The organism is Succinivibrio dextrinosolvens DSM 3072, assembly GCF_900167015.1.
Classification (GTDB): Bacteria; Pseudomonadota; Gammaproteobacteria; order Enterobacterales; family Succinivibrionaceae; genus Succinivibrio; species Succinivibrio dextrinosolvens.
Window position 1 is genome coordinate 23,564 of the sequence record NZ_FUXX01000033.1, and the last position, 6,715, is coordinate 30,278.

At 40.2% G+C, this 6,715-nt stretch carries 8 protein-coding genes; 1 reads left to right on the forward strand and 7 read right to left on the reverse strand.

The features are described from left to right. Nucleotides 1-40: 40 nt before the first annotated feature. Nucleotides 41-1,078 carry an aspartate--ammonia ligase gene (gene asnA, locus B5D46_RS08785; RefSeq protein WP_078929137.1) on the forward strand — a complete coding sequence of 346 codons (1,038 nt, stop codon included), beginning with the start codon at nt 41-43 and terminating at the stop codon, nt 1,076-1,078. An 81-nt stretch (nt 1,079-1,159) separates the two neighbouring features. On the opposite strand, the gene B5D46_RS08790 is transcribed toward asnA, so the two are convergent. The 7 genes from B5D46_RS08790 to B5D46_RS08820 all read right to left on the reverse strand — a co-directional run. Beyond that, a complete protein-coding gene (locus B5D46_RS08790; protein WP_143675645.1) occupies nt 1,160-1,681 on the reverse strand; it encodes a hypothetical protein in 522 nt (173 codons plus the stop codon). Between the two features lie 282 nt (nt 1,682-1,963). Further along, nucleotides 1,964-2,407, reverse strand: coding sequence for a hypothetical protein (locus tag B5D46_RS08795; protein WP_143675646.1), 444 nt, complete (start codon nt 2,405-2,407; stop codon nt 1,964-1,966). 42 nt (nt 2,408-2,449) lie between these two features. Beyond that, on the reverse strand, nt 2,450-3,073 hold the full coding sequence (locus tag B5D46_RS08800; protein WP_031491172.1) for an L-threonylcarbamoyladenylate synthase: 624 nt from the start codon (nt 3,071-3,073) through the stop codon (nt 2,450-2,452). A 267-nt stretch (nt 3,074-3,340) separates the two neighbouring features. Next, a complete protein-coding gene (locus B5D46_RS08805; RefSeq protein ID WP_159443072.1) occupies nt 3,341-4,768 on the reverse strand; it encodes a DUF3322 domain-containing protein in 1,428 nt (475 codons plus the stop codon). 199 nt (nt 4,769-4,967) lie between these two features. Beyond that, nucleotides 4,968-5,453: a tRNA adenosine(34) deaminase TadA gene (gene tadA, locus B5D46_RS08810; RefSeq protein WP_234973837.1), complete on the reverse strand. Its 486-nt coding sequence runs from the start codon at nt 5,451-5,453 to the stop codon at nt 4,968-4,970. A gap of 2 nt (nt 5,454-5,455) precedes the next feature. Next, the gene (locus B5D46_RS08815; RefSeq protein WP_078929141.1) at nt 5,456-5,830 is read right to left on the reverse strand and encodes a diacylglycerol kinase; all 375 of its coding nucleotides are present in this window, start codon (nt 5,828-5,830) and stop codon (nt 5,456-5,458) included. 390 nt (nt 5,831-6,220) lie between these two features. After that, nucleotides 6,221-6,715, reverse strand: a 495-nt coding sequence (locus tag B5D46_RS08820) for an RNA-guided endonuclease InsQ/TnpB family protein (RefSeq protein WP_143675647.1), incomplete at its 5' end; no start/stop codon positions are given.

The window sequence follows — 6,715 nt, forward strand, 5'->3', positions numbered from 1 at the left end:
GTAAAATCGAAAGACGATATTTAAAACAAGGATGTTTATTATGAGTATGATAATCAAACCAATCGATTATAAGCCAGCAATGGATAAGATTCAGACTGAGAAGGGAATTAAAATGATTAAGGATTTCTTTCAGCAGAATCTGTCCACAGAATTAAAACTTCGTCGTGTAACCGCCCCTCTGTTTGTTCTAAAGGGTCTGGGTATTAATGACGATTTAAATGGCGTTGAAAGAGCAGTAACCTTTCCTGTAAAGGATCTGAACGATGCTCCTGCAGAAGTTGTTCACTCTCTTGCTAAATGGAAGAGATTAACTCTTGCAGAACTTAAGACCGAGCCAGGTTACGGTATTTATACCGATATGAATGCGATCCGCGCTGATGAGGATCTTGATAATATCCACTCCCTATATGTCGATCAGTGGGACTGGGAACTTGTTTTAAATAAAGATGATCGAAATTTAACATTCTTGAAAAATATCGTTAGAAGAATTTACGCAGCAATCCTAAGAACCGAATACTTAGCATGTGAGAGCTACCCACAGCTAAAGCCATTCCTTCCAAAGGAGATCGCATTCATTCACTCTGAGGATCTTCTTCAGATGTATCCTGATAAGACTCCAAAAGAGCGTGAGCATTTAATCGCCAAGAAGTACGGTGCTGTATTCATCATCGGTATCGGTGCTCCTCTATCAAACGGCGAGAAGCATGACGGTCGTGCTCCAGACTATGATGACTGGACTACCCCTGGTGATGACGGTAAGCCTGGTCTGAACGGTGATATCCTAATCTGGTATCCAACACTGGACAGATCAATTGAGCTTTCATCAATGGGTATCCGTGTTGATATTGCTGCTTTAGAAAGACAGTTAAAGGCTGAAGGTCTTGAAGATCGCCGTGAACTTTACTTCCACAAGAAGCTTCTGAATAACGAGCTGCCTCTGACAATCGGCGGTGGTATCGGTCAGAGCCGTCTGTGCATGGTATTACTTCACAAGGCTCATATCGGTGAGATTCAGGCAAGTATCTGGCCTGAGGATCACAGAGAGGAATGCCGCAAGCTTGGAATGAATCTTATTTAATAATATTCAATGAGCTTATTAACAAAGACCAGAGCTGATGATGCTCTGGTCTTTCTGTCTGTAGTCTAGATACAGTTTCTTTTATTTTAGAAGATCGTCAGATGACTTTGCTTCCTCCAGAATCTTTTCACTTTCAGTCTTTTCAGGAGCCTTCTTCTTATCCTTGTTAATCATCATGTTCTGATTAACCCACTGAGAGAACTTCTTGGCAGATTCTGTTGCTTCCTGCTGATGCTGTTCAGATCCTTCCTCATGAGACTTGGCGTAGTCAAGCTTACGCTTAAGCTCCATTTCCTCCTCATCAAGACCTTCACGACTCAGCTCTGAATTACGGCGGATAGATCTTGCTCTCTTAGAATCAGCACGGTCACGCTTTAGCTGTTCTCTAAGCTTAGAACGCTTTTCATCCAACATAGCCTTATTGACAGGTGCAGGAGCTGATGCTGCAGCTGGAGCAGAAGGTGCAGAAGAAGTATGCTTGGCGGCAGGTGCACTTTGAGCAGGAGCTGCATCTGCACCGCCATCTGAATCCATTGGCTCATCTTCATCAAGGTCGATCTTCATCACCGTTGAATCACTAGAAGGCTCTTCCGCAAAAGTCACAAAACTTATTTCACAGAAGAAACCGATGAATATATATGTGAGAATCCTATAAAAACAAGATCTTCTCATTAGATAAAGCCTTAAATCACAATTTTACCCAACCTTATAAAATTAAGTATAAGTAATGAATTTGTAATTAAATAAGAAAACGAATAATTTTGCTGAAATTTATTCAAAAATGTGGCTATGGTTACATTTGATTTCTGAGAATGCTGTTTTTTGGGGGCAGACAAAAACAGGATATGTGAAGGACTTCAAAGATTAGGGGGAAGAGGAAGAAAGCTAGTTAGCCTTCTTCTCAAAGTTTTTCTTTGTCCACTCTGAAAGTGAGGATGCCCTTCTCTGAGCGACACTCATAGATGACTCACGGGTAACGACACCGTCTTTAGAATAACCGTGAGAGGCTCTCTCTTTAATGATCTTAGCTCCGCTGACACGGGAACTGTTTTCATTGAAGCTCTGAATAGTAACTTTTTTAAGATAGTTACGATCATCAGAGCTGGCATTGGCAATAGAGGTATTAACTCTGAATTCCATTTCCTTTTGAGTCTTGCTCCTGATGATATCGCGATAGATCTTATCTCTCTTATCATCATATTCCTTGTAATAGGATGATGAAGGCGCCGCATACTGTTTTGGGTAAAGATAAATGCCCAGTCCGCTGATTACAATCAGCAGCAGCATATAAAGCTTTACAAACTGCATGGTGTTACGGCTGTACTTCAAAATGGAACTCTCCCTTATGTTTTTTATGTTTGTTTAAATCTATTATTCAAACGGTGTAGTATCACCAGCACCGTATCTTGCGATATTAGGAACGCTGTCCTCAAATACAATCACTGTAGTTGGATTTGGTGTAAGTACACCGCCATCTACAATCAGATCGGTGATTGAGCCTATTTCATCATTGATGGAAACAGGATCGGACTCAGCCAGCTCTCTTTCAGGCAGAATCAGAGTACTGCTCATCAGAGGCTCATCAAGCTCATCTAAAATCGCACTTAAAATTGCATTGTCAGGCACTCTGATACCGATAGTCTTCTTTTTCTCATTCATCAGTCTTCTTGGCACTTCTTTTGTTGCCGGAAGAATGAAGGTATAGGCGCCTGGTGTATTATTCTTTAAAAGTCTGAATACAGTATTATCAACCTTGGCATAGGTTGAAATCTCACTTAAATCTCTGCACAGAAGAGTAAAGTTATGATGCTTATCAACCTGTCTGATTCTGGCAATTCTCTCCATTGCAGACTTCTGCTCAAGCATACAGCATAATGCATATGCTGAATCGGTTGGTAAAACGGCAACACCACCATCTCGTAAAATCTGGCAAATCTGTTTTACAAATCTTACCTGAGGATTATCAGGATGAATACTAATAAACTGTGCTGACATGAATTTCCCCTTTGTATTCATACACAACGAGAATTTCTGTCTTTTTCAATACAAAAATCTATATTAAAAGCACCGGAAAAAATTTCAGTTTTCCCTGTGCAAAACATACTCTCATCGAGATGAATTCTTATTATTTTTAAGGTGTTAGGTTACATTACAAATGTAACAATTTTATTCAATTTTTCAAAATTTATAAAAAGAAAGATGAGCTTTTCAATTTTTATGAAAAGTCATCTTTGCCGATTTATTCAGTATTTTAACATACTTTTACTGTTTTTCTTCAGAATCACTCTGTAAAGCCAAAGGCATAGATGCACTTGATTCAACAATCTCAGGAGTATTGTCCTCACCTAAGATACTGTCATCAAATGAAGCATTCTCATGTTCATCTTCAATTGGTGATTCTTTCTTCTCTTCATGATAAGGCTTTTCATCAACAGAGGTTGACTTAACAATGCTCTTCTCTAAAAAGTCGGTATCAATTGTTGACTTAGACTCAACAACTGGAGGCTCAACATTCTCTGAAGACTCATAGACAATATCAAGCAGGTCAAAAATCTGCTGCAGAGGCATTCTTTCCGGAGGAATTCTTGCTCTCTTGCCAAACACACCGGCAGCCAGCATGTTGTACAGCATAGACTCCTGAACAGTTAATGCCATGGAGGAGTTAAGCTCCTGAATCTCAATATCGTCAAATGACCAGAGATCCTTGTCGGCATCGAATACTTCCTTGTTAAGTGTTACACTCACTGCATTTGGAATGTACACGCGGATATTGTTGATTACGGCAAAGGAGCGCATCTCAACACCTGATACATAGGCAACCTGTGATCTTGCAACCCAAGGAATCTTACAGATATCGCCAATATTTGAGGTAAGAACCAGAATTACCACACCTGGAATATCAGGAATAGATAATGCAGTTGCCAGATCATCAAACAGCAGTACCTTGCGTGGCTTGATATCAAGCTTGTTCAAATCACGGATAGTAATACCTAAATCACGAAGTCCGCCGACCTTGCTGCGAAGAACATTGTCCAGAAAGATTGCTCTTACAGGCTGTGTTGGAGGAACAAGACCAAGCTGCAGCACATCTCTGCGCATTGGAGGTAAATCAAGATAGTCACGTAGGAAGTTTAGAATCAGAATACGGTGAGATTCAAACCACTCGGTATCAACACCTCGTACAGGAATCTGTCTTATCATCATGCCTGAATTACGGTTCTGGCACAGCCAGCGGCAGACATCAACAAAGCGTACGAAATCAGCATCATCAAGACTTGTCAGATAATTGATATTCTCAACACCTGCATCAACAAGTTCAGGAAGCTTTAACTGAAGAGTGTTCAGTCTCATCTCTGCAGTGTGGTACTCAACCAGATGACCTGCCCAGGTTGCAATCTGCTCGATTCTGTCAAATACCAGATGGATTGGAACTTCAATGGTTCCGATCTCAGGATAGTTCTTTTCAATGAAATCAACTTTTCCTGCGGTTAATTCCTTATGCCAGTCTTCACAGAAAGCTAAAAATTCATCCTTGTTCTTTAATACATCTTCATCCTTAGTTGGAGCACCAAGATAAATTCTTACAGGATCAACTGCTGACTTTGATTTTACAGATTCACTAAGCCAGGTGATTACCTTATTTCTATACAGTGCATTTATTTCAGCACGGATGCTGTTACGTGTTTTCACAGTTAGCTCCCTACATGTCATTTACTTATATATAGGTAATTATACTAATTTTGTCCGCAACAAATTTGCGCTATATCAAGTAATTAAGAATTAGTACTGCTTAATGGGGACTTTTGCTACACTTGTTATCTTTTGAAAACAAAGGAAAAAGAGGAATTCTAGTAGTGAGAAAAAAGAAAAGATAGAAGAATTGAAACATCTAAGCCTTTAAAGCTTCATTCTTTTTTTGAAGACGACGCTCCTTAAAGAAATCAGAGAGCATCTTAGAGCACTCATCAGCTAAAACACCGCCGATGCATTCAACCCTATGATTATGACGGGGATCTGAGATGACATCAAAGACACTGCCGCAGGCTCCGGTCTTCAGATCAGATGCTCCATAGTAAACCTTTGAGAATCTTGCATGAATGATGGCTCCAGAGCACATGCAGCAGGGCTCCAGTGTTACATAAAGGGAGAGCCCCGGCATTCTGTAGTTTTTGAGAACTTCACCGGCATTACGGATAGCCACCATCTCAGCATGGGCTGAAGGGTCATTGTCTGTAATAGAACGGTTATAGCCGGTTGAGATAACATTGCCCTCTTCATCAGCTATAACACAGCCCACAGGAACTTCCCCTATCTTATACGCCTCCTTTGCCATTTCTATGGCAAGACGCATCAGATCCTCAGGTGTATTCTGCATTATTAACCTATAACATGCTCAACAATAATTGCAGCCCAGGTAAAGAGGGTTACACCTAAAGCTACAAATACGGCAGCAGAGCCTAAATCCTTGGCACGACCAGAAAGCTCATGGAACTCAGGACCAATTCTGTCAACTACAGCCTCAACAGCAGAATTTAAAAGCTCGGTAATAACAACAATCCATGGAGTTACAATCAGTAGAACAAGCTCTACAGCTGAATTGAAAATAAAGAATGCAGCAACAGTCATAATTGCAGCTAATACCAGCTCCTGACGGATTGCAGCCTCATTTTCAATACCGGCTTTAAAGCCCTTCATACTGTACTTATAAGCATTAAAAATTCTTACTAAACCTTTTTTCTGAACCTTAGCCATTTTCTATCTCCAAAAAATTCGACCAATTATATCACCTCAATTCAGGCATCTGGTAAATTTATTCTTTTAGAGAAACAGAAAATATACAGCAACACTTTATTAAACAAAATGTTTCCTTGTGATAAAAGGTCGTTTACAACAGTTAATTTATGACTAGAATTAATATATCAGAACCCCGCCGGCCTCCTAACAGTGCAGATTTGGCGGGGGCTTTTGTTTTTATAACTATAACAATGAACACCTATATTTTAAATTCACCTTCCTCCATCGCAAAAACTGCGTACCAAAAATCTCCATTAACCTGTTAAATTCATTTCTGAATTGACATGCTCCACATGGCTAGCCAGGGGATTCAATACCGCCCGTTAACTATTTTTTTGCTAATGTTAACTAGGCCTCTATGGCTTCTCGTTGCTGACCGCTATTGCAGTTCACTTGGCGAGCGATCTGGGCAAGACCTGCCCTTTTTATATTTTTAGCTGCGTTCACATCTGCGTTTTCAGTGTGACCGCAGTGGATACATTTAAACTCAGCCTGAGTCTTTCTGTTCTCCTTATCAACATAGCCGCATACATGACAGGCTCTGCTGGTGTTCTTAGCCGGAATCTGTATGAAGATTCCTCCCTTAAGCTTGAGTTTGTACTCAAGCTGCTTAAAGAACATAGACCAGGACTCTTTTAAAATCTCTCTGTTTAAGCCTGACTTCTGTTTTACGTTTCTGCCAGGTTCTTCAATAGTTCCCTTAGCTGATTTGATCATATTCTTAACCTTCAGGTCTTCCACACATATAATGTCGTGGTTTTTGACTAGGCGTGCAGACTCTTTCTGAAGATAATCGTATCTGATATCAGTAAGTTTCTTATGAAGCTTAGAGAGTTTTATTCT

What these genes read in the sequence shown, in the direction of transcription:
- B5D46_RS08815 (WP_078929141.1), bottom strand. Translation starts at nt 5,830, where the DNA reads ATGGCTAAGGTTCAGAAAAAAGGTTTAGTAAGAATTTTTAATGCTTAT.
- B5D46_RS08800 (WP_031491172.1), bottom strand. Translation starts at nt 3,073, where the DNA reads ATGTCAGCACAGTTTATTAGTATTCATCCTGATAATCCTCAGGTAAGA.
- asnA (WP_078929137.1), top strand. Translation starts at nt 41, where the DNA reads ATGAGTATGATAATCAAACCAATCGATTATAAGCCAGCAATGGATAAG.
- tadA (WP_234973837.1), bottom strand. Translation starts at nt 5,453, where the DNA reads ATGCAGAATACACCTGAGGATCTGATGCGTCTTGCCATAGAAATGGCA.